This window comes from Rhodovulum marinum, assembly GCF_004343075.1.
Classification (GTDB): Bacteria; Pseudomonadota; Alphaproteobacteria; order Rhodobacterales; family Rhodobacteraceae; genus Rhodovulum; species Rhodovulum marinum.
Genome location: NZ_SLXP01000002.1, coordinates 260,084 through 278,506, shown reverse-complemented (window position 1 = coordinate 278,506; position 18,423 = coordinate 260,084). Strand labels below are relative to the sequence as shown.

Here is an 18,423-nt window from a genome sequence, read left to right as displayed (position 1 = left end):
CGGGGTTGGGCGTGGCGCGGACCTGCGGCCCGCGCGGGGGGCGCTGCCCCCGCCGCCCTGGCGGGCGCCTCCCCCGGGATGATTGTGGCCAGAAGAAGGGATCAGGTTTTGCGGCGGAGGGTGCGTGTCGTCAGGATCGAGAGGGCGAGGGAGGCGAGGATGCAGGCGGTGAAGAGGTAGAGGCCCCAGGCGGTTTCGACACGGGCGAGGCCGACGCCTTTCACGATGACGATGTAGATCGCGATGAGGAAGATGTCGGCCATGGCGAGTTTGCCCATCAGGTGGATGGCGGGCAGCAGGCGCGGTGAGGCGAGGTCGTGGTGGATCAGCGCAAGGCCGATGGTTTTCAGGTAGGGCGCGACGAGGGCGAAGAAGGTGACGAGGAGAGCGAGGAGGATGTCGGTCTGCCAGAGCGACGCGAGGCCGGAGAGGACGGAGATCTCGTTGAGGCCGAAGAGGGGGAGCAGCCCGGCGCGCATCAGGGGGGCGAACCAGGCGAGGGGGAAGAGGATCAGAAGGGCGAGGTTGAACAGTTTAAGGATACGCGGTGCCATCTCTGGCGATCCCCCTTTTTCCCGGGGCGTTCGCTGACCGGTGCCCGTTGCCATGGTCGATCCTATGCGGGCACGTTTCCGATGTCTGCCCTGTCTTTTTCTTGGCCGAAATACTTAGGGGGGCGCCCGGGTGAAACCCAAGGAACCGCGCCCCGAGGCGGCAGGTCCATCGGCGGGGGGGCGGGCCGGCGCCTTGGCAGGTGTTACCGCACCGCCTCGATCGGCCCGTCCGCCCGGCCGTGGATGAACTGTTGCAGGTAGGGGTCGGGGGCGGCGTCCATGTCCGCCACCGGGCCGGTCCACTGGATCACGCCGTCATGCAGCATCGCGACGTCGTCGGCGATGGCGCGCACGGAGCTCATGTCGTGGGTGATGGTCATGGCGGTGGCGCCCATTTCCACCACGATCTCGCGGATCAGTTCGTTGATGACGCCGGCCATGATCGGGTCGAGGCCGGTGGTGGGTTCGTCGAAGAAGATGATTTCCGGTTCCGCGGCGATGGCGCGGGCGAGGCCGACGCGTTTCTGCATGCCGCCCGAGAGTTCCGCGGGGAACAGGTCGGCCACCTGCGCTTTCAGGCCGACGCGGCGGAGTTTCTCGATGGCGATCTCGCGGGCCTCTGCCTTGGGGCGCTTGCCGGGGCCGCGCAGCAGGCGAAAGGCCACGTTCTGCCAGACGGAAAGCGAGTCGAACAGCGCGCCACCCTGGAACAGCATGCCGAAACGGGCGAGAAATGCCTCGCGGTCGACGCGGGTCACGTCCTGCCCCTCGATCAGGATTTGCCCCGCATCGGGTTTCACGAGGCCGAGGATGCATTTCAGCAGCACCGATTTCCCGGTGCCGGACCCCCCGATGATCACCATGCTTTCGCCCCTGGGCACGGTCAGGTCGACGCCCCGGAGGACGCGGTTGGCGCCGAACGCCTTGTGGAGGCCCTGAAGTTCGATCATGCGGAGAAGAACAGTTCGGTCAGCAGGTAGTTGGCCGCGAGGATCAGCACCGAGGCGGTGACCACGGCGGATTTCGTGGCGCGGCCGACGCCCTGGGCGCCCCGGGCCGAGTTCATGCCGAAATAGCAGCCGATCAGCGCGATGATGAAGCCGAAGACCGCGCCCTTGATGAGGCCGGAGGTGATGTCCCAAAGTTCCAGGTAATCGGCGGTGTTCTTCAGGTAGGCGGCGGCGTTCAGGTCCAGCCGCCCGGTGCCGACGACGTAACCGCCGAAGATGCCGATGGAATCGCCCACGGCCACCAGCACCGGCACGGCGATGGTCGCGGCCAGCACGCGCGGCACGGTCAGATAGCGCATCGGGTCGGTGGAGAGCGTCACGAGGGCGTCGATCTGCTCGGTCACCTTCATGGTGCCGATCTCGGCGGCGATGGAACTGGCGACGCGGGCCGCGACCATCAGCGCGCCGAGGACGGGGCCCAGTTCGCGGGTCATGCCGATGGCCACGATCGAGGGCACGACCTGCCCCGCGTTGAAGCGCGAGCCGCCCTCGTAGATCTGCAGGGCCAGCGCCCCGCCGGTGAAGAACGCGGTCAGGCCCACCACGGGCAGCGAGTTGTAGCCGATCACCCAAAACGCGTTCAGCACCTCGCGCCAGTAGAAGGGCGGGCGTACCGCCGCCGCCAGCGTCGCCCCGAGGAACAGGGCGATCCGGCCAAGCGCCGCCAGCCCGCCAAGCGTCGAGCGGCCGATGGCGGCGACCGGGGCCAGGATCATGGCGCCGATCCGCCCGTGTAGTGCCGCGCGTAGCGGTGTCCGAGGCTTGTCAGGATCTCGTAGCCGATGGTGCCCGCGGCATCGGCCACGTCATCGGCGCCTTGATCGGGGCCCAGCAGGTCCAGCGCGTCGGGGGGGCGGGACAGGCCGGTGATGTCGGCGGTGATCAGGTCCATCGACACCCGGCCCAGGATCGGGCAGGGCTGGCCGTCGAACCACAGCGTGCCGCGGTTCGTGAGACAGCGCAGGATGCCGTCGGCATAGCCCGCGGCCACGGTCGCGACAACGCGGCGGTCTTCGGCCACCCAGGTGCAGCCATAACCGACGGCCTCGCCCGGTTCGACCTCGCGGGTCTGGATCACCGGCAGGGACAGCCGGACCACGGGGGCGGCGTCCTCGAAGGGGCGGCCGCCGTAAAGGCCGATTCCGGGGCGGGTGATTTCGAAATGGTAATCGGGGCCGAGCAGGATGCCGCCCGTCGCCGCCAGCGAGCGCGGCACGCCGCAGCCCTCGGTCATTTCCCGGAAACAGGCGAGTTGCCTGGCGTTGAACCCGGTGGTGTCCTCGTCGGCGCAGGCGAGGTGGCTCATCAACAGCCTCGGCCCCGCCGCCAGCGCGATGTCGCGCAGCGCGGCCCATTCGGCCGGTTCCATCCCCAGACGGTTCATGCCGGTGTCGAGCTGGATGCCGAACGGGTGGCCGGGCAGTGCCTCCATGTGGCGGGTCAGCTGTTCGACCGAGTTCAGCATCGGCACCAGGTCTAGATCGCCGATCATGTCGGTATCGCCCGCCATGTGCCCCGAGAACACGCAGATCTCCGGGCCGCGGCCCAGCACCTCGCGGATCGCGGCGGCCTCTTCGGCCGCGGCGACGAAGAAACGCCGGGCGCCCGCGCGGGCCAGCGTGCGCGCCACGCGCGCCGCGCCCAGGCCATAGCCGTCGGCCTTGACCACGGCAGCGGTTTCGACGCCCTGGCCGCTGGCGCGGTCAAGGGCGGTCCAGTTGCGCACAAGCGCATCAAGGTCGATCGTGAGGGATCCGGTAGCCATGCTTGCCGTTTTCGACAGGTGCCGGGGCGCCGTCAAGGCGGATTTCGGCCCGGTGGCCGATCCGTCCCCTTTCCATGGAGGGGGCGCCCTGCGGGTCTGTCCAGACCGTTGAACCAAAGATCGCCTTCACGGGCGGGCGTTCCTCGATCTCGGCGGTCAGGTCCACGGCCGGGCCATCGCGCCGGATCGCAAGGCGGACGGTTTGCCCGATTTCCAGGGCCTCTACGACACGCAGCGCGTCCGACAGGGTCTGCGACTGCCTGCCCTCGTCGCCGTCCGTCGTTCCGGTGTGGCAGGGTGTGACCGCGCGCGCGGCGCGGTCATTGACTGGCGTCAGGGTGGCGGCTGTTGGCGAATGGGCGCCGTTGCAAGGCCGTGGGGCTAGAAACCCTCGGCGTCCTGTCCCTGTTGCCAGGGTTTGACCAGGTTGCCGAAGCGGGTGAAGCGGCCTTCGAAGCTGAGTTCCACCGTGCCGATCGGGCCGTGGCGCTGCTTGCCGATGATGACCTCGGCCTTGCCGTGGCAGCGTTCCATGACCTCTTGCCACTTGGCCATCGCCTCGAGATTGTCCTCGCCGGGTTTCTCGCGTTCCTTGTAGTACTCGTCACGGTAGACGAACATCACGACGTCGGCGTCCTGCTCGATCGAGCCGGATTCGCGCAGGTCCGACAGTTGCGGGCGCTTGTCCTCGCGGCTTTCGACCTGGCGCGACAGCTGCGACAGGGCCACCACCGGGATATCCAGTTCCTTGGCGATGGCTTTCAGGCCCTGGGTGATCTCGCTGACCTCGTTCACCCGGCTGTCCTTGGCGGTGGCGGGGCGGACAAGCTGGAGGTAGTCGATGAACAGCGCGTCCAGCCCATGGGTGCGTTTCAGCCGGCGCGCGCGGGCGGCCAGCTGGCTGATCGGCAGAGCAGGCGTGTCGTCGATGAACAGCGGGCAGGCCTCCAACTCCTTGGCGGCCTCGACGAAGCGGCGGAACTCGGCCTCGGTCATGTCGCCGCGGCGGATCTGTTCGCTGGGCACCTCGGAGGCCTCGGACAGGATCCGTGCGGCAAGTTGCTCGGCGCTCATCTCGAGGCTGAAGAAGCCGACGACGCCACCATCCACCGCCCCTTCGGAGCCATCGGGCAGGGTGCCGCGCCGGTAGGCCTTGGCGATGTTGAAGGCGACGTTGGTGGCCAGCGAGGTCTTGCCCATCGAGGGCCGGCCGGCGAGGATCAGCAGGTCCGACCGGTGCAGCCCGCCCAGCTTGCGGTCCAGGTCGATCAGCCCGGTCGACACGCCCGAAAGCTGGCCCTCGCGCTGGTAGGCGGCGTTGGCGACGTTCACCGCGTCGGTCACCGCCTTCAGGAAGGACTGGAACCCGGTTTCGGACTGGCCCTGTTCGCCCAGCTTGTAGAGCGCCTGTTCGGCCTCGACGATCTGGGCGCGCGGTTCAGAGGCGATATCGACCTTGGCGGCCTTGTCCGAGATGTCGCGGCCCAGCCGGATCAGTTCGCGGCGGATCGCGAAATCATAGATCATCTGGGCGTAGTCGCGCGCCGCGAAGGTCGAGATCGCCGCGCCCGCCAGCCGCGCCAGGTAGGCCGGCCCGCCCAGTTCCTTGAGTCCCTCGTCGTCTTCCAGGAACGCCTTCAGCGTCACCGGCGAGGCCAGCGCGTTCTTCTGGATGCGCGCGGCGGCAATCTCGAAGATGCGGGCATGCACCGGTTCGTAGAAATGATGCGCCTGAACCAGCGACGCGATGCGGTCGAAGACGTCGTTGTTGGTCAGGATCGCGCCCAGCAGCTGCTGTTCAGCCTCGATGTTGTGGGGCAGGGTGCCGCCCTCGTCCTGGGCTTCGCCCGCGCCCGGCTGAATCGTTCTGATTTCATTCATAACGTGTGCCCCGCCTCGCTGAGGGCCTGATGTACGCCAGGGCCGAGGGCCGGTTCAATCTGGATATCCTGTGAGTTTCTTGTGGATAAGTTTCCGGTCCCTGTGACACCTCATCTTGCGGGCGCGAGGGGGTATCCGTCAAGATCTGGCTGTTTGCGGCCGCGCTTGTGGCGCCAAAGGCACGGCCAAACGGAAACGAACCCGGCCGGGCAACGCCCTTTCGTCGCACACGTTATGCGCGAATCCCTTTGATCGGGCGCAACGCCAGGCCACCCGGGCGGCGGAATAATCCAGCGAACTCAAGGGGCGGGGGGGCTGTCGGTTTTCCGCGCCTCTTGCCAGGCGCGCGGCGCGGTCAGGAACGCCTCGACCTCGGCCAGCGTCGCGGCGTCAAAGGCGCCTTGCGCGCGCGCCTCGGCCAGCACGTCCCACCAGGTGCACAGGTGGTGCAGCGCCACGCCGTGATCGCCCAGTGTCTTTTCGGTTTCGGGGAAGATGCCGTAATAAAAGATCACCGCCGTGTGCCCGCAGGTGGCGCCGGTCTCGCGGATCGCGTCGACGAAGGACAGCTTCGATCCGCCATCGGTGGTCAGGTCCTCGACCAGCAGCACCCGGTCGCCTTCGCCCATCACGCCCTCGATCCGGGCGTTGCGGCCATAGCCCTTGGGTTTCTTGCGGACATAGGTCATCGGCAGTGCCAGCCGTTCGGCCACCATCGCGGCGAACGGAATCCCCGCGGTTTCACCGCCCGCGACATTGCTGAACGCCTCGAACCCCGCTTCGCGCATCACCGTGACGGCGAGAAAATCCATCAGCGTCGAGCGGATACGTGGATACGAGATCAGCTTGCGGCAGTCGATATAGGTGGGCGAGGGCAGGCCCGAGGCCAGCGTGAAGGGGGTTTCCGCGTTGAAATGGACGGCGCGGATTTCCAGCAGCATGCGGGCGGACAGCCGCGCGATTTCGGCCTTGTCCGGGAAGGAGGATGGGATCATGGCGCGCACCTTTCGATATGGTGCCGAGATGTTCCGGGGGAATTCTCGGCAAATCCCTGGGCGGGAAATCCGCGGCTCACCGCTCGACCCGCCAATGCAGGGGGAAACCGGGGTCAAAGACCGTCACGGGGCCCGCGCCTGTCGCGATCTTGTCGGGATAGGCGACCGCGTCGCCCTTCACCAGGGTGATCGTGTCGTCGTTCGGCGCCATGCGGTAGAAGGCCGGTCCGTTGAGCGATGCGAACGCCTCCAGCCGGTCCAGCGCGCCTTCGCGCTCGAACACCTCGGCCAGGCAGGACAGCGTGTTGGTGGCCGAGAAGATGCCGGCGCAGCCGCAGGCGCATTCCTTGGTGGGGTCGGTATGCGGCGCGCTGTCCGTGCCCAGGAAGAACCGCGCGTCGCCGCTTGTGGCGGCGGCGACCAACGCGTCGCGGTGGCGGGCGCGTTTCGCGACCGGCAGGCAGTAGTAATGCGGCTTGATGCCCCCCACCAGGATGTGGTTGCGGGTGATGATCAGGTGATGGGTGGTGATCGTCGCACCCAGGTCGGCCTCGTTCGCCTTGACGTAATCGACCCCGTCGGCCGTGGTCAGGTGTTCCATCACCACGCGCAGGCCGGGTGTCGCGCGCCGGATCGGGTCCAGCACCCGGTCGATGAACACCGCCTCGCGGTCGAAGATGTCGACCTCGGGGTCCACCACCTCGCCGTGAACGCAAAGCGGGCAGCCGATCTCGGCCATCTTCTCCAGAACGCCGCGAACCTTGTCGAAATCCGTCACGCCCGAGGCCGAGTTGGTCGTCGCCCCCGCGGGGTACAGCTTGACCGCCGCGATCAGACCGCTGGCATGGGCGGCGGCCACGTCCTCCGCGTCCGTCTCCTCGGTCAGGTACAGCGTCATCAGCGGCGTGAAATCCATGCCCTCGGGCAGCGCGGCGAGAATGCGGTCGCGATAGGCGGTCGCATCCGCGGCGGTCACCACCGGCGGGACCAGGTTGGGCATGATGATCGCACGGGCGAAATCGCGGGCACTTTCGGGCAGCACGCCTTTCAGCATGGCGCCGTCGCGCAGGTGAAGGTGCCAATCGTCGGGGCGGCGGAGAGTGAGGCGTGTCATGGGGATGCGCGATACACAATCGGCGCGGGGCTTTCCAGTGCCGATCGCGCCGCGCCCGTCGGGGGGCGCCCAGGCCGATGCGATGCGCATTGTCGTGAATATCCCGTTAATATTCTTGGGTTCCGCTGCCCGCTGGGTGCAAGGCCGGCTTTCCGGCTTGGCATTGGAAATGTCAGCGTATCTGCCCTATCTTGGATCGCATGGGAGGAAACATCTGTATCCCCACAGGAGTTTCCACGAATGGCAGTTGCAAACACCAATATCACCGGTCACAAGGTCTCGGTTTTCACGGCGCTGATCGACATGCTGGTTCGGGTGATGGAGAACCACCCGCATGCCCGCCAGATCGAGCGATTGAACGCCATGAGCGACGAGGATCTCGCCGCCAAGGGCCTGACGCGACAGGACGTGATCCGCCACATCTTCCGCGACCGGTACTACATCTGACCGACCCCCGGACGGTCCGGCCGTTCCGGTCGGGCCGCCCCGATCAGGCGGTGACGCCCGCGGGAACGCGGTGCATGTCTTCAAGAAGGAAACGGCCCAAGGGTTTCTTGGGTGCGGGGACGGAGGTATGTTGCCCGATTGGCGTGCCGGTCATCGATCGTGCGGCACGTTTGCCAGGGGCGATGCGCCCCGCCCGGGCCACGCGGTCCAGCAACGCCGAGACATACGGCGCATAGGTCCGTCGCGCCCGGAACAGCCTGTGAAACACTTGCGCTGTCAGGTGGCCTTCGCCGGCGGCGTCGATCAGTTCGGGCAGCACGCCCATCGCCAGCAGGTGTTCTTCCAGGCCGCTGCCGCAAAACGGTGCGCGCGCATGAACCACGTTCGGGCCGCGGAACAGCGCCGCGTGCATCGCATCGAGTGGGCGCCTGGGGTCGTAGACGATCATCGCCAGCCCGGCCGCTTCGATCATGTCCGGGGCAAAGCCGAACCGCGAGGTGAAATCCAGCCGCCGCGCGGCGGCGAAACGCGGATCCCATCCCGCCTGCGCCGGGTTCAGCGTGGCCTGCGGGGCAAGCGCGATCACCGTGGCGCCGGGGGCGGCCACCGAATACGCGGCGGCGGCATGGCCGCACATGCCATCCCCGTAAAACACCACGCGGTCGAACCGGTCGAAATAGCCCTGGTCGATCAACCGGTCGAAAAAGGCATAGACCGCCGGGTCGCGGAACCAGGTCTCGCCGCGGGCCACGACGGACAGCCGCGACCAGCCCGCATCCTCGGCCAGGGCAGCGGCCAGCGGCCGCCCGCCGGGCCCATCCGCCAGAATATCCCCCGCGCGTTCGAAGGTGACCAGCAACACCGCGTCTTCCTCGGCACGGATCGCGGCGTGATCGCGGCCCAGCTGTTCGACGATGCCCGCACCGCCCCCCAGCAGGTCATGGTGCCATCCAAACGCCTCGATCCCGCTTTCGACTCGGTCTTTCATGATGCCCCCCATCATTCTGCCCGATTTTAGCCACATATGGCCTTTCGCGAAAGCGAGAATACCACATTTATTGTGTGCTGGGTGGCCGGGGGTCAGATGCGGGCGCTGGCGGTCAGCGCGCCCATGCCGATCAGCGCGCCGCCGCCCGCGCGTGTCATCCAGCGCAGCACCGCGGGCCGGCGGATCTGCGCCCGCAGCCGGTCGGCGAGCAGCGCGTAGGCCAGCGCGTTCAGCGCGGCGAGCCCGACGAATGTTGCGATCAGCACTGCGAATTGCGGAGCGAGGGCCGCTCAGGGGCGGAGGAATTGTGGCACGAAGGCGATGAAGAAGGCGATGGATTTCGGGTTAAGCGCGGTCACCGTGGCGGCATGGCCAAAGATCGCGCGAGCGGGCCGGCTTTCGGGTTCGATTTCGGCGGCGAAAGCCGGGCGCGAGCGGATCAGCTTGACCCCCAGCCAGACCAGGTAGGCCGCGCCGATCCATTTCAGCGCGGTGAACAGGGTGGCCGAGGCCAGCACCAGCGCGCCGAGGCCCGCCAGAGAGGCGCTCATCGCGATGAAGTCCCCGAGTGCGACGCCCAGCGCCATCGCCACCGCGACCCGCCGCCCCTGGCTCAGCGCGTAGGACAGCACCAACAGAATCGTCGGACCGGGAATGATCAACAGCACGGCGGATGCGGCGGTGAAGGCAAGCCAAAGGTCAAGCGGCATGGGCGGGTCTCCTGGGGTGGCGCCAAGTCAGCCACGGCACAGGCCGTGACGCAATGGCAAAGCCGGGGGCCGGGCGATTTTTGGCGCGGCCGCTGGCCGAGCGGCGTTGCGGGGGCGCGACGGAACGGTGATACATGGCCGTATACCGGTCATTGACCGGACGCGCGGGTACGGCATCGCGGACGAGAGGGACAGATGAGCGAGCGGGACGAACTGTCGGCGAAGCTGGGCCTCGGGGCGCACCGCAAAACCCGGCCCGGATGGGTGAAATACGCCCTGATCGTGGTGGCCCTCGCGGCCGCCTGGGTTTTCTATCCGCGCGGGGACGCGGGTGGCGTCATGCGTTATGTCACCGAACCGGTCACGCGCGGCGGGTTCGATGTTCTGGTCACCGCCACCGGGTCGATCGAGCCGACCGAACTGGTCGAGATTTCCAGCGAATTGTCGGGAACCATCGAAACCGTCGAGGTCGATTTCAACGACCCGGTCGAGATCGGCACGGTGCTGGCGACGCTGGACACCGCCAAGTTGCAGGCCGAACGCGCGGTGCGCGAGGCCTCGGTGGGCGCTGCGCGGGCGCGGATCGCGGTGGCCGCGGCGTCGCTGAACGAGGCGCGGGCATCTTACCTGCGGGGCGAGGAATTGATCGAACGCGGGGTCGAATCCGAAGAGGTCTTTATCGCCCAGCAGGCCGCCTATGCCCGGGCGCAGGCCGAACTGGGCGTCGCCGAGGCCGACCTTGCGCTTGCCGAGGCCAATCTGCAAAGCGTGAGCGTGGATATCGAGAAATCGACGATCGTTTCGCCGGTTCGGGGCATCGTGCTGGAACGTGACGCCGATCCGGGCCAGATCGTCGCCGCGTCGCTTTCGGCCCCGATCCTGTTCACCGTCGCCGAGGACCTGGCGCAGATGGAATTGCAGGCCGATATCGACGAGGCCGATATCGGGCTGGTCGCCGTGGGCCAGAGGGCGCAGTTCACCGTCGAGGCCCATGACACGCGCGTCTTTCCCGCCGAGATCGCCGAGGTCCGCTTTTCCCCCGAAACAACCGAGGGCGTGGTCACCTACAAGGCCATCCTGGCGCTGGACAATTCCGACATGGCGCTGCGGCCCGGCATGACTGCCACGGCCGATATCGTGGTGGCCTCGGTCACGGATGCGCTTTTGGTGCCCAACGCCGCGTTGCGCTATGCGCCGCCAAGGGTCGCCGAGGCGGCACAGGGCGAACGCAGCGGCCTGATCGGGCTGGTGATGCCCCGCCGCCCCGGGGCCGGGGGCGGTATCGCCACGGGCAAAAGCGTCTGGGTCTTGCGCGACGGTGCCCCGACCGAGGTGGCCGTGGTTCCGGGCCAGACCGATGGCACGGTGACCGAGATCCTGCAGGGCGATCTTGGGCCGGGCGACAGGGTGATCACCGACCAGGTCGAGGAAGACTAGGCCCATGGCCACGCCCGTTTCCCCGGTCATCGAATTCCGCGATGTGGCGCGCGTCTACGGTTCGGGCGCGGCCGAGGTGCGCGCGCTGGACGGGGTCAGCCTGACGGTCGAAAAGGGCGAGTTCGTCGCCGTGATGGGCCCCAGCGGATCGGGCAAGTCGACGGCGATGAACATCATGGGGTGCCTCGACCGGCCGTCATCGGGGCACTACCTGTTCGACGGTGTCGAGGTGGGCGGCCTGACGCGGGACCAGCGCGCATTGCTCAGGCGGCATTACCTTGGGTTCATCTTCCAGGGTTACAACCTGCTGGCCCGGACCACCGCCTTGCAGAACGTCGAATTGCCCTTGATCTACAAGGGGTTGGGCCGGGCCGAGCGGAAGGCGGCGGCGCTGGCCGCGCTGGACAAGGTGGGGCTGGCCGACCGCGCCCACCACGACCCGTCGCAACTTTCGGGCGGCCAGCAACAGCGCGTGGCCATCGCGCGGGCGCTGGCCACCGGCCCGCAGGTCGTTCTGGCCGACGAACCCACCGGGAACCTGGATACAAGGCGGTCGGTCGAGATCATGGACCTGTTGCAGGCGCTGAACCGAAAGGACGGGCTGACCATCGTGATGGTCACGCACGAGGAAGACATGGCCGAATATGCCAGCCGGCTGATCTGGATGGTCGACGGCCAGATCCAGTCCGACCGCCGCATCACGGGGGCGGGCTGATGCTGTGGGAAACCTTCAAGCTGGCGTTGCAGGCGATCCTGCGCAACCCGATGCGGTCGTTCCTGACGGTGCTGGGCGTCGTGATCGGGGTGGCCGCGGTGATCGCCATGGTCACCATCGGCAAGGGGTCCACCGCGCAGGTGACGGCCGATGTCGAACGGATGGGCGCCAACCTGATGATCCTCAGCCCCGGCCAGATGCGGTTCGGCCCGAACAGCGGCGGCGGGTCGGAACGGGCCTTTGCCCTGGCGGATGTCGACCGGATCATCGACCAGGTCGCCAGCGTCGAAACCGCCGCGCCCTCGGGCAGCGCGTCGCAGGTCGCGGTGTTCGGAAACACCAACTACCGCACCAGGGTCACCGGCACCGACAGCCGCTATCTCGTGGCGTCCGACTGGCCGGTGGCCGCGGGCCGCGCCTTTACCGCGGCCGAGGAAAGCGCCGGGAAAACCGTGTGCATCCTGGGCGAAACCGTCCGCCGGGAGCTGTTCGGCCAGACCGACCCGGTGGGCGAGAAGATCCGGCTGGGCGCGATGTCCTGCACGGTGGTCGGCCTGCTGGCCCCCAAGGGGGCGTCGTCCTTCGGAACCGACCAGGACGATGTCGTGCTGATGCCGTTCCGCGCCTACGGCCGCCGCATCGCGGGCAGCATGGACGTGCCGATGATCTATATCGCGGTGCGCGATGGCGTCTCGATGGAGCGCGCGACCAACGACATCACCGCGCTGATGCGCGAGGTCCGCCGCATCGGCCCCGGCGAAGAGGACGATTTCAGCCTGCGCGACATGGAACAGGTGGCCTCGATGCTGAACAGCGTGAACGCGGTGCTGACGGGGCTGTTGTCGGCGGTGGCGGCGGTCAGCCTGCTGGTGGGCGGCATCGGGATCATGAACATCATGCTGGTCTCGGTCACCGAACGCACCCGCGAAATCGGCATCCGCATGGCGGTGGGCGCGCAGGCGGGGCAGGTGCTGCTGCAATTCCTGGTCGAGGCGATCGTGCTGTCGGCGCTGGGCGGTGTGCTGGGGGTGGCGCTGGGGCTGGGCCTGGCCGCGGTGGGGGCGCAGGTGCTGAACGTGCCCTTCACGCCCGATGCGGGCACCATCGCGCTGGCCTTTGCCTTTTCGGCGCTGGTCGGCGTGGTCTTCGGCTATTTCCCCGCGCGCCGGGCTGCCCGGCTGGACCCGATCGAGGCGCTGCGGCACTGATCCCCGCGGCGACCATGAAAAAGGCCGGGGCCGCGCGGTGGCGGCCCCGGCCGGGTTGCGCGTGCGCGGGTCAGCCTTCCCAGCGCGTCATCTGTTCCAGTTCGCTTGCGCTATGCCCGGTGCTCAGCCGGATCGCGTCACCGTCGGTGCGCGCGATCTCGATCTCGGAAAACGGCAGTGCCACGGGCTTTTCGCCGATCCCGAGAAAGCCGCCGATATCGACAATGGCCTTGTCGATCGTGCCATCCTCGGTCAGCACCAGGTCGCTGATCTCGCCGATCCGTTCGCCCGAGGAATCCTCGACCGGCTGGCCTTCCAGGTCCCCGGCGGTCAGGGCCGCACGTTCAGCGGGGGCAAGCATGTCACCCGGTCGGGCGGGGTCGCCGGGGTCCGCCATCGCGGTGCTTTCGGCCCCGTTGTCGGCGTTCATCCGGTCGTTGCGTGCCTGTTCTTCGCCCACCGACAGCAACCAGGCGTCGTCGCCGGTTTCGCCGCGGTCAAAGGCGCTCTTGTCCTCCAGCAATTCGCGTTCGCCCCGGTAAAGGACGAAATAATCGCCCTGGTCATCCCGGTCGGCCGCGAAATGCAGGTTGTCCAGGCTTAGCGCCACCTCGCGTTCGCCCACGCCGAGAAAGCCGCCGATATCGGCGATCACCGAGCGGACCTCGCCGTTCTTGCCGACGATCACGTCACCGACCTCGCCGACATCGGTCCAGCTGTCGGGCGCGTCGGTCAGGTCGGCCAGCGAAAACCCGGCCCCGTCCGAGGCGCCCTCGATGTAAAGGCGCTTGCCGATCAGCGTTTCCGCGCTCAGCGCATCGTTGCCCACGCTGATTTCCGGCGCCGACATCCTTGCGGCATCGCCTTCGGCATGCAGGGGCAGGGCGGTCAGGGCCATGATGGCGGTGGTTGCGAGAATGCGTTTCATTTCAGCCTCTCCTTTTCGGTTTCCCGAGCGGGCGCCGGTGCGGCGCTGCTCTCGGTGGGCCAACGGCGCCAGAGCGCATCTGGTTGCGTCGAGAAGGCGAAAAAAACTGGTGGAATCAGGGGGAACCGGCGGCGCGGGCGGGCGTTACGCGCGGCCCGGCGTCGCCCGTGTTCACGCGGGCGGCGGAACCTAACGCCGCGGCCCGCGTTCCCACCTGACCCCGGCGCGTCGGCGCCATGCGGACAAGAAAGGAGAAGACGATGGTCGAAGTCATGGGAATTGGCGGGTTCATCCTTCTGGTGCTGGACCTCTGGGCGATCGTCTCGGTCCTGGGATCGGCCAGCGGGACGGGCCAGAAAGTGCTTTGGGTGCTGTTGATCCTGGTGCTGCCGCTGCTGGGGTTCCTGGCCTGGCTTCTGTTCGGCCCCAAGGCGGTCGCGGCGCGCTGATCCGCGGGTCATGGAGGGGCGGTTGCGCGAGATGCCATCGGATGACGCCGGGGCCGCGATCACGCGGTTCCGGGTCCTGCTGACGGCGGCAGAGGCCTACCCGGCGCTGGAGCGGTGCTTCCTGGAGGCCGAGCGGTCGATTTCGGCCGGGTTCCGTCTGTTCGATCCCGCGACCCGGCTGCGGTCGGCCGAGGCGCGCGAGATCGGCGTGGACTGGTTCGACCTGGTCGTGCACACGCTGCGGCGCGGGCTGTACCTTAGGCTGGTGATCTCGGATTTCGACCCGATCGGGGCCGTCGATCTGCACCGGTCCTGCTGGAGCGCGCATCGCCGGCTGATCGCGGCGGGTGAACTGGCCGGCGCCGGGCGTCTGGAGGTGATCAGCGCGATGCATCACGCCGAGGCCGGGCTGGGCCCGCGCCTCGCGTTCGCGCCCGTGGCGTTCGGCCGGCTGCGCGGGGTGGTTCGACGCGTGAACGCGCTGCCGCCGGCCAGGCGGGCACATTTCGCGAAAACGGCGCCCGGCCTTGCCCTGATCACCCGTGTGCAGGGCGGTCGGCTGGTCCATCGCGCCCGCTTGCCCAGGCTGTTTCCCGCGACCCACCACCAGAAGATGGCGGTTTTCGACGAACATCGGCTGTATATCGGCGGGCTCGACCTGAACGAACGGCGCTATGACACGCCGCGCCACCGCCGCCCGCCCGACGCCACCTGGCACGATGTTCAGGTCATCGCCGAAGGCCCGGTGGTGCGCGCCGCACAGACGCATCTGGACGGGTTCCTTGCCTGTGTCGCGGGCACGGAACCGCCTGCGCCACCCGCGGCCGGCTTTCTTCGGACGCTGTCACGGCGACCGCGCAACGCGCCGTTCCGGCTGGCGCCCGAGCCGCTGATTGCCGAGATCGAACAGGCCCATCTTGCGGGCGTCGCCGCGGCAAACCGCCTGATCTATCTGGAAACGCAGTTCTTCCGGCACCTGCCGCTGGCGCGGGCGCTGGCGCGGCGGGCGCGGGCCTGCCCGGACCTGAGGCTGATCCTGGTGCTGCCCGCCGCGCCCGAAGATGTCGCCTTTGACGACAGTGCGGGCACCGACAGCCGGTTCGGCGCATTCCTTCAGACGCGTTGCCTGGATCGCTTGCGCCGCGCCTTCGGGCCGCGAATTCTGGTGCTTTCGCCGGTCCAGCCACGTCCGGGCGACAGCGAGGGGCGCGACAGCCTGAGGGCCGCGCCGCTGGTCTATGTGCATTCCAAGGTGTCGATCTTCGACGACTGCCGGGCGATCGTGTCGTCGGCCAACCTGAACGGGCGCAGCCTGCGCTGGGACACCGAGGCGGGGCTGGAGTTTCGCGCGGCGGGGCATGTGGCCGAGCTGCGCCGCCGCGTGATGGGGCACTGGCTGCCGCCGGATGCGGCACCGGCGGACCTGGACCCGGCGACCGCGTTCGACCGCTGGAAGGCGCTGGCCGATCGCAACAGCCGCCTGCCGCCGCGGGACCGGCGCGGGTTCCTTGTGCTTCACGACCTGGATCCCGCGCGCGACTTGGGCCGGCCGGTGCCCGGCCTGCCCGACGAGATGGTCTAGGCCCCCGGGGCCAGCGATTGCCCCAGCGGCCGGTCGAAGGCGTTCAGCATCGCAAGGGCGATCACCAGGACGGGGATCGCGATCACGCCGCCGATCGGCCCCCACAGCCACAACCAGAACACCAGCGAGATGAAGACGAGGAGCGGGTTGATCGCGATGTGCCGCGCCACGAAGCCGGGCGTGACGAACTGCGCCTCGATCATGTTCAGCGCCAGGAAGATGGCGGGCGGCAGGATACTGCCGACCCCGTCGAAGGCGATCATCCCGCCGATCAGCAGCGCACCGATCATCGCCGCCGGACCCAGGTAGACGACGAAGTTCAAGAGCGCCGCCGCCACCCCCCAGGCGACCGCGCCGGGCATCCCGATCAGCGACAGCGCGACGGCAACGGCAAAGCCAAGCCCGGCATTGACCAGGGTGATCGCCAGGAAATACCGCGAGACCAGCCATTCCGCCGTGCGAATCCGCGCCAGCACCGCTTCGGCGCCAAGCGTGCGCCCGATCCGTTCGGCGGTCCAGGCATAGATCCGGTCGCGCGTCAGCAAGAAGAAGAACAGGGCACCGAGAAAGATCATCATCTGCGCGGCCAGCCGCGGCGCGAGGAACAGCGCATCCGCGAGGCTGGGAATGGCGCGCGCCGTGGCCTTGGCGTCGTCGCCGCCGCTGTTGCCGTCACCGCCGCCCAGCGCGCTCGTGACATCGTCGTTCACCTCGCCGACCTGTTGCACCAGGCCGCGGAAATCGTTCAGGACCCCGCGCAATTCCCATCGGATCTGCGGCCAGGCGTCGATCACCCGCCCGATCAGCGGCTCGACCAGGAAGGCCAGCGCGAACAGCCCGACAAGGCCCAGTGCCGGCAGCAGCGCGGCCACGGCACTGCGTGGCAGGATGCGTTCCAGCATCGCGGCGGCGGGGGCCAGGATGATGCCCGCGACCAGGGCGAGCGTCAGCGGCGCAAGGACGTCCTCGGCCAGCTTCAGCGCGGTGAAACCAGCCACCAGTGCGATCACGGCAACGGCCACGCGGGACAATGGATCGGGGGTGGGGGAACGGTCGGACATCGCCTTTCAACGCGCGGGCCGGGGCCAAGGTTCCCCGCGCCGGGCATGGAACAACCCGAGCCGGTCCGCGTTGACTCGACGATGACCGAACCACGAAGGAGGCTGTCATGAATGTCGACGAACTGAAGGGCAACTGGAAACAGATCAAGGGCCGCGTGCGCGAGGCCTGGGGCGTCCTGACCGACGACGAGCTGGAACAGATCAACGGTGATCGCGAACAGCTCGTGGGCAAGGTGCAGGAAAAATACGGCAAGACCCGCGAGGCGGCCGAGCGCGAGGTCGACGATTTCCTGAGCCGCCACTAGGGGCACCGCCCTTGCGCGCCCCGTGGTGCGCCTGCCGCCCTGCCGCCATGGCAGGGCGGTTTTTCGTGGTCAGATCAGCGGACGGGGCGGCGGCGGGCGATCCTCGGGGACCAGTGCCAGGTCGCGCAACCGGTTTTCGTCGAGCACATGCAGATGCCCGTCGGACCAGCCTGCGATCCGCCCCTCGCGGAACGTGCGCAACAGCTTGTTGGTATGCACCAGCGACAGGCCCAGCGCATCGGCCAGGTCCTGCTGGATGAAGGGCATCCGCATGCGGCCGTCGCGCACCAGCCCAAGCGCATCGCCGCGCCGGTAAAGCCGGTAAAGCCCGCGGGCAAGCCGCTGCTTTCCGCCAAGCCGGCCCAACGCGGCCAGGCTTTCGCCCAGCAGGTGTTCCTCGAGCGCTGCCAGCCATGTCAGGTCATGGGCGCGCTCGGGGTGTTCCCGGAACAGATGCCACAGCGCGTCGCGCCGAAACACGCAGACCGTCATCTCGGTGCGCGCCTCGACGCTGTGCTGCATTGCGTCCATCACGCCGGCCTGAAGGCCGACGAAATCGCCCGGAAACACGACGCCCACGACCTGCCGGCCGCCATTGGCCAGCGCTTTCGACCGCAGGCCAAGGCCCGCGAGAACGGTGAACAACTCGTCGCTGGGTTCGCCTTCGCTCAGCAATTGGGTGCCCGGTGCGATGACGCGCTCGCCCACCTTGAAACGCCGCATGAACGCCAGTTCCGACGGGGACATCGGGTGGAAAAGCGCCTTGGTGCGCAGCGGGCAATCGGTGCAATCGACGGGCAAGGGGGGCCTCACGCTGTCTATGTCATATTTAAATGCGCGGGGCGCCTTTCCGGCCTAAGGTTCCGCCAGGGGGTGGCCCATGTCAACGCACCGTCAAAGCGAATCCCATGCCGATCAGGCTGCGCCTGCGCAGCATGGCCCGGTGTTCTTCGTGCTGGAGAAGGACGCGCTGGTGTCGTCCGACCTGATCCAGGCGTTGCAGTCACGCGGTCCGTGCCGGGTGCTGCACGTCGCCCGGCCCGAAGAGGCCGAGGGCGCGCTTGACGGCGTGCGGCGGGTGGATGCGGCCTTTCTGGCGATGGGCTTCGACGACGCGATGCAAAGCGGTCTGACGGGGGTGCTGCGCGGACTTGGGGCGCGGATGGTGCTGACCATGGGCGAGGACAGCCAGCGCGTGCTGGATCACGGATGGCACTTGCTGCTGCGCCCGTTCACCGAACGAATGGTCCATGAGATGCTGAGCGACGGCTAGG

General features: G+C 68.1%; 20 protein-coding genes and 1 pseudogene. 8 read left to right on the top strand and 13 right to left on the bottom strand.

Annotated elements, in window-relative coordinates; all coding sequences use genetic code 11:
• Positions 1-101: 101 nt before the first annotated feature.
• From EV662_RS04480 to pyrC, 8 genes are all read right to left on the bottom strand, one after another.
• Complete coding sequence (locus tag EV662_RS04480; protein ID WP_132461238.1) at positions 102-542, bottom strand: paraquat-inducible protein A; 441 nt, start codon at positions 540-542, stop codon at positions 102-104.
• A 215-nt stretch (positions 543-757) separates the two neighbouring features.
• Entirely contained in the window at positions 758-1,504 is a 747-nt protein-coding gene (locus tag EV662_RS04475) for an ABC transporter ATP-binding protein (protein WP_132460938.1), read from the bottom strand.
• Positions 1,501-2,280, bottom strand: a complete 780-nt coding sequence (locus tag EV662_RS04470; protein WP_132460937.1) for an MlaE family ABC transporter permease — start codon at positions 2,278-2,280, stop codon at positions 1,501-1,503. Before EV662_RS04470 ends, EV662_RS04475 begins: the two co-directional genes overlap by 4 nt.
• On the bottom strand, positions 2,277-3,329 hold the full coding sequence (gene alr, locus EV662_RS04465) for an alanine racemase (protein WP_132460936.1): 1,053 nt from the start codon (positions 3,327-3,329) through the stop codon (positions 2,277-2,279). Before alr ends, EV662_RS04470 begins: the two co-directional genes overlap by 4 nt.
• A complete protein-coding gene (locus tag EV662_RS04460; RefSeq protein WP_132460935.1) occupies positions 3,298-3,495 on the bottom strand; it encodes a hypothetical protein in 198 nt (65 codons plus the stop codon). The genes alr and EV662_RS04460 overlap by 32 nt, the downstream gene beginning before the upstream one ends.
• Positions 3,496-3,710: 215 nt before the next feature.
• The gene (locus tag EV662_RS04455; RefSeq protein WP_132460934.1) at positions 3,711-5,210 is read right to left on the bottom strand and encodes a replicative DNA helicase; all 1,500 of its coding nucleotides are present in this window, start codon (positions 5,208-5,210) and stop codon (positions 3,711-3,713) included.
• 299 nt (positions 5,211-5,509) lie between these two features.
• Complete coding sequence (locus tag EV662_RS04450; RefSeq protein ID WP_132460933.1) at positions 5,510-6,205, bottom strand: orotate phosphoribosyltransferase; 696 nt, start codon at positions 6,203-6,205, stop codon at positions 5,510-5,512.
• A 76-nt stretch (positions 6,206-6,281) separates the two neighbouring features.
• Positions 6,282-7,319: a dihydroorotase gene (pyrC, locus tag EV662_RS04445; RefSeq protein WP_132460932.1), complete on the bottom strand. Its 1,038-nt coding sequence runs from the start codon at positions 7,317-7,319 to the stop codon at positions 6,282-6,284.
• A 240-nt stretch (positions 7,320-7,559) separates the two neighbouring features.
• On the opposite strand from pyrC, the gene EV662_RS04440 reads away from it, so the two are divergent.
• Positions 7,560-7,766 carry a DUF1127 domain-containing protein gene (locus tag EV662_RS04440; protein WP_132460931.1) on the top strand — a complete coding sequence of 69 codons (207 nt, stop codon included), beginning with the start codon at positions 7,560-7,562 and terminating at the stop codon, positions 7,764-7,766.
• Between the two features lie 43 nt (positions 7,767-7,809).
• Here the strand turns inward: EV662_RS04440 and EV662_RS04435 are convergent, their stop codons facing one another.
• Positions 7,810-8,754, bottom strand: a complete 945-nt coding sequence (locus EV662_RS04435) for a phosphoadenosine phosphosulfate reductase (protein ID WP_132460930.1) — start codon at positions 8,752-8,754, stop codon at positions 7,810-7,812.
• 92 nt (positions 8,755-8,846) lie between these two features.
• A pseudogene (locus tag EV662_RS04430) lies at positions 8,847-9,464 on the bottom strand (LysE family translocator).
• Positions 9,465-9,659: 195 nt separating this feature from the next.
• Here EV662_RS04430 and EV662_RS04425 point away from each other — a divergent pair.
• The 3 genes from EV662_RS04425 to EV662_RS04415 are packed head-to-tail and all read left to right on the top strand — an operon-like array spanning position 9,660 to position 12,824.
• A complete protein-coding gene (locus tag EV662_RS04425; RefSeq protein ID WP_132460929.1) occupies positions 9,660-10,901 on the top strand; it encodes an efflux RND transporter periplasmic adaptor subunit in 1,242 nt (413 codons plus the stop codon).
• Between the two features lie 4 nt (positions 10,902-10,905).
• Positions 10,906-11,616, top strand: coding sequence for an ABC transporter ATP-binding protein (locus tag EV662_RS04420; protein ID WP_132460928.1), 711 nt, complete (start codon positions 10,906-10,908; stop codon positions 11,614-11,616).
• Entirely contained in the window at positions 11,616-12,824 is a 1,209-nt protein-coding gene (locus tag EV662_RS04415; RefSeq protein ID WP_132460927.1) for an ABC transporter permease, read from the top strand. The genes EV662_RS04420 and EV662_RS04415 overlap by 1 nt, the downstream gene beginning before the upstream one ends.
• 70 nt (positions 12,825-12,894) lie before the next feature.
• Here the strand turns inward: EV662_RS04415 and EV662_RS04410 are convergent, their stop codons facing one another.
• Positions 12,895-13,752 (bottom strand): PRC-barrel domain-containing protein, encoded by an 858-nt coding sequence (locus EV662_RS04410; RefSeq protein ID WP_132460926.1) that lies wholly within the window; start codon positions 13,750-13,752, stop codon positions 12,895-12,897.
• Between the two features lie 260 nt (positions 13,753-14,012).
• Between EV662_RS04410 and EV662_RS04405 the strand changes: the two genes are divergently transcribed.
• Together EV662_RS04405 and EV662_RS04400 are read left to right on the top strand one after the other, a co-directional pair.
• Positions 14,013-14,201 (top strand): PLDc N-terminal domain-containing protein, encoded by a 189-nt coding sequence (locus EV662_RS04405; RefSeq protein WP_132460925.1) that lies wholly within the window; start codon positions 14,013-14,015, stop codon positions 14,199-14,201.
• A 31-nt stretch (positions 14,202-14,232) separates the two neighbouring features.
• On the top strand, positions 14,233-15,783 hold the full coding sequence (locus EV662_RS04400) for a phospholipase D family protein (RefSeq protein ID WP_132461237.1): 1,551 nt from the start codon (positions 14,233-14,235) through the stop codon (positions 15,781-15,783).
• On the opposite strand, the gene EV662_RS04395 is transcribed toward EV662_RS04400, so the two are convergent.
• On the bottom strand, positions 15,780-16,844 hold the full coding sequence (locus tag EV662_RS04395) for an AI-2E family transporter (RefSeq protein WP_132460924.1): 1,065 nt from the start codon (positions 16,842-16,844) through the stop codon (positions 15,780-15,782). The genes EV662_RS04400 and EV662_RS04395 overlap by 4 nt on opposite strands.
• 107 nt (positions 16,845-16,951) lie before the next feature.
• Here EV662_RS04395 and EV662_RS04390 point away from each other — a divergent pair, with 107 nt between their 5' ends.
• Entirely contained in the window at positions 16,952-17,149 is a 198-nt protein-coding gene (locus tag EV662_RS04390; protein ID WP_132460923.1) for a CsbD family protein, read from the top strand.
• A gap of 69 nt (positions 17,150-17,218) precedes the next feature.
• On the opposite strand, the gene EV662_RS04385 is transcribed toward EV662_RS04390, so the two are convergent.
• Complete coding sequence (locus EV662_RS04385; RefSeq protein WP_165915516.1) at positions 17,219-17,950, bottom strand: Crp/Fnr family transcriptional regulator; 732 nt, start codon at positions 17,948-17,950, stop codon at positions 17,219-17,221.
• 79 nt (positions 17,951-18,029) lie between these two features.
• Here EV662_RS04385 and EV662_RS04380 point away from each other — a divergent pair, with 79 nt between their 5' ends.
• Positions 18,030-18,422 carry a hypothetical protein gene (locus EV662_RS04380; protein ID WP_132460922.1) on the top strand — a complete coding sequence of 131 codons (393 nt, stop codon included), beginning with the start codon at positions 18,030-18,032 and terminating at the stop codon, positions 18,420-18,422.
• Position 18,423: the final 1 nt, after the last annotated feature.